Source organism: Aquisalimonas sp., from assembly GCF_007120195.1.
Taxonomy (GTDB): domain Bacteria; phylum Pseudomonadota; class Gammaproteobacteria; order Nitrococcales; family Aquisalimonadaceae; genus Aquisalimonas.
In genome coordinates this window covers 1-2,998 of the sequence record NZ_SKOG01000265.1, presented here as the reverse complement: position 1 = coordinate 2,998, position 2,998 = coordinate 1, and the positions used below count along the sequence as shown (strand labels likewise).

The window sequence follows — 2,998 nt, the reverse complement described above, 5'->3', positions numbered from 1 at the left end:
GAGGCGTCGCTAGCCGGGATGCACTCGTTCATGAAGCCACCACTGCCACGTCATCCAGACAGGAAGCCAACCGCGTGGCGAGCACCGATACGTGCGGCTGGCGAAGCATGGTGTAGTGGTTCCCCGGAACCGTGTACCGCACCACGCCGCCTTTGGCGAGTTCGTCCCAGCTCGGCCCGAGCCGGGTGGCGCCCCCGAGGGACTCCTCGGCTGCGAACAGTGTGAGGCGACCAGCGTACGGTGCTGGCACGTAGCCGCGCATCGCCCGGAGATTGGTGGTGAATACACGCAGTTGCTGACGGAATCCGGTCATTGCCAGATCTGGCGGCACCAGGTTGGCCGTGCGTGCATGCTCGAGCGCGCAGACCAGCTGCCGGTCGGGACTCAGCTGCCAGAAATCCCCCAGGGAGATGGTGAGTTCATCCGGGCCGAGGCCGAGTTCCCGCATCAAGGCGGTCAGCATCACCGCCTGCTCCTCCTGGGCACAGCCCATTGGCGGCGCTGGCAACTGAGCATCCATCAGGGCCAGTTGTGCGACCGATTCACCCTGCGCCTCAAGCTCTCGGGCCATCTCGAAGGCGATCACCCCACCCATCGACCAGCCGCCCAGGAGGTAGGGCCCCTCTGGCTGCACACGCTGAAGTTCCTGGACATAGGCGTGCGCCATGTCCTCGATCCGGGTGTGGGGCTCCTGCTGCCAGAGACCAACCGCCTCCAGCGCGTAGAAGGGACGATCGTCGCCGAGGGCCGCCGCAAGCTCCAGGTAGCAGAAGGCGGTTCCGCCAACCGGGTGAACACAGAAGAACGCTCGCCCGGGGCCGTGTGGCTGAACGGCGACCACCGGCGCGCGGAATTCGCGCCGCACATCACGCAGCAGGCAGGCCTGCCTTTCGATCGTGCGCCCCTGGATCAGGCTGGAGAGGGGGAGCTCCCGGTCAAACGCGCCGTGAATCCGCGCGATGATCCGCATGGCAAGCAGGGAGTGGCCGCCGAGCTCGAAGAAGTCGTCGGTGACCCCGATGTGCTGCCCGGGGAAGAACCCCTCCCAGATACGGAGGAGTTGAAGCTCCACCGCATCCCGTGGAGCCACGGGCGCGCTCGTCCGCCGGGATACCGGCTCCGCCTGCCGGGCGAGATAATCACGATCCACTTTACCGCTGTTCGTGCGCGGCATTGCGTCCAGCATCCTGAAGGCGGACGGCACCATGTAAACCGGCAGTCGGTCCGCCATATAGCGTTGCAGGTCGCTTGCGCAGGTCTGGTCGCCGGCCACCACGAACGCGGCCAGCTCCAGCTCTTCGCGGGCGTTGTTCCGGGGTACGACGACTGCCTCCCGCACGGTGGGATAGGCCGCCAACACGGCCTCAATCTCTCCCGGCTCGAGGCGGAACCCTCGCACCTTGACCTGCTGATCGAGGCGGCCCAGGAACTCGATGCTGCCATCAGGCAGCCAGCGCCCCAGATCCCCGGTCCGGTACAGGCGTTCGCCGGGCCCATCGCCGAACGGATCGGGAATGAATGCGGCAGCGGTCATCTCCGCCCGGTTGAGGTACCCGCGGGCCAGGCCGGCCCCACCGACGTGAAGCTCGCCGGGGACACCGACGGGAACGGGCTGGCGGCGAGGGTCCAGGATGTAGACTTGCACGTTGGCGATGGGGCGGCCGATGGGCACAACCGACTGATCGCCGGTGGGATGGCAGACTGCGTGGGTGGCATCGATCGCTGTCTCGGTGGGGCCATAGAGGTTGTGCAGCTCCGCTGACAGGTGCGCGAAGAACCGCTCCCGGAGTGCGGGCCGCAGTGGCTCCCCGCCGCAGAACACACGCTGCAGACTGCCGCAGTCGTCGATACCCGGCTGCTGCAAAAGCGCGTCGAGCACGGACGGGACCGCCTGCAGGGTAGTCACCTGTTGTTCGGCGATCAGCCGCAGCAGGTAGGTACCGTCAGAATCCATGCCCGGACGGGGGATGACGAGGCGGGCGCCGGCGGCCAACGGCCCGAACAGCTCCCAGACGGACGGATCGAACGTGAGGGGCGTGCGCTGCAGGACCACGTCCGTATCCGACAGTGGTACGGCCCGCTGGCGCCAGCGCAGCTGGTTGCAGATCGCCCGGTGGGGGATCATCACGCCCTTGGGTTCTCCCGTGGAGCCGGAGGTGTAGATGACGTACGCCAGATTTTCCGCACTTGTCTGCTGCGCTGGCTTGTCCACGCGCTCTGCGGCGATCGCCTGAAAATCTCTGTCCAGCGCTACAACCTGTACATGCGGCGTGGGAAGGCCGTCGAGCAGATGCGGCTGGGCCAGCAGGGCGGCAACCTGCGCGTCCTCCACCATGTACCGCAGGCGCTCGCGCGGGTATTCGGGATCCAGCGGCAGGTACGCCCCGCCGGCCTTGAGTACACCCATCACGGCGACCACGACCTCCAGGGATCGCTGCATGCAAACGCCTACTACCACCTCCGGTCCCACGCCGAGCTGCTGCAGCCGGTGAGCAAGCTGGTTCGCCCGGTGGTCGAGCGCCTGGTAGGTCAGGCTAGAGCCCTCGCACACCACCGCCACCGCGTGTGGGGTTTGTTCGGCCTGCGACTCCACGAGCCGGTGCAGGCGCGCGTCGTCGCCGAGGTCGGCTGCCGTGTCATTCCACTCCACCAGCACCTGATGGCGCTCCGCGCCAGTCATCAATGGCAGGGCCCCAAGGCGCCGTTCGGGGTCGGCGACGATGCCCTCCAGCAGGGTTCGGAAGTGTGAGAGCAGGTGGTCGATGATCCCGGTATCGAACCGCGCGGCGTTGTACTCCAGCACTCCGCCAAGGCGCTCGCCGTCATCCAGGAGCAACATCAGATCGGTCACTGCCGTACCGCTTTCCACCGCTACCGGTTCCAGCTCCAGCCCCGCCACGCGCAGCGCTGGCGGCCGCGCGTTGTGCAGCACGAGCATGGCCTGGAACAAGGGGTTGCTGCCCGGGTCACGATCAGGCCGGACAGCGCTGACCACACG

Annotated in this window: 1 protein-coding gene; it reads right to left on the bottom strand. The window is 67.2% G+C overall.

The genetic code is table 11. The features are described 5' to 3' along the window. Positions 1 to 28: 28 nt before the first annotated feature. On the bottom strand, positions 29 to 2,998 hold a 2,970-nt coding region (locus QZT63_RS18270), incomplete at its 5' end, for an amino acid adenylation domain-containing protein (RefSeq protein WP_290653226.1).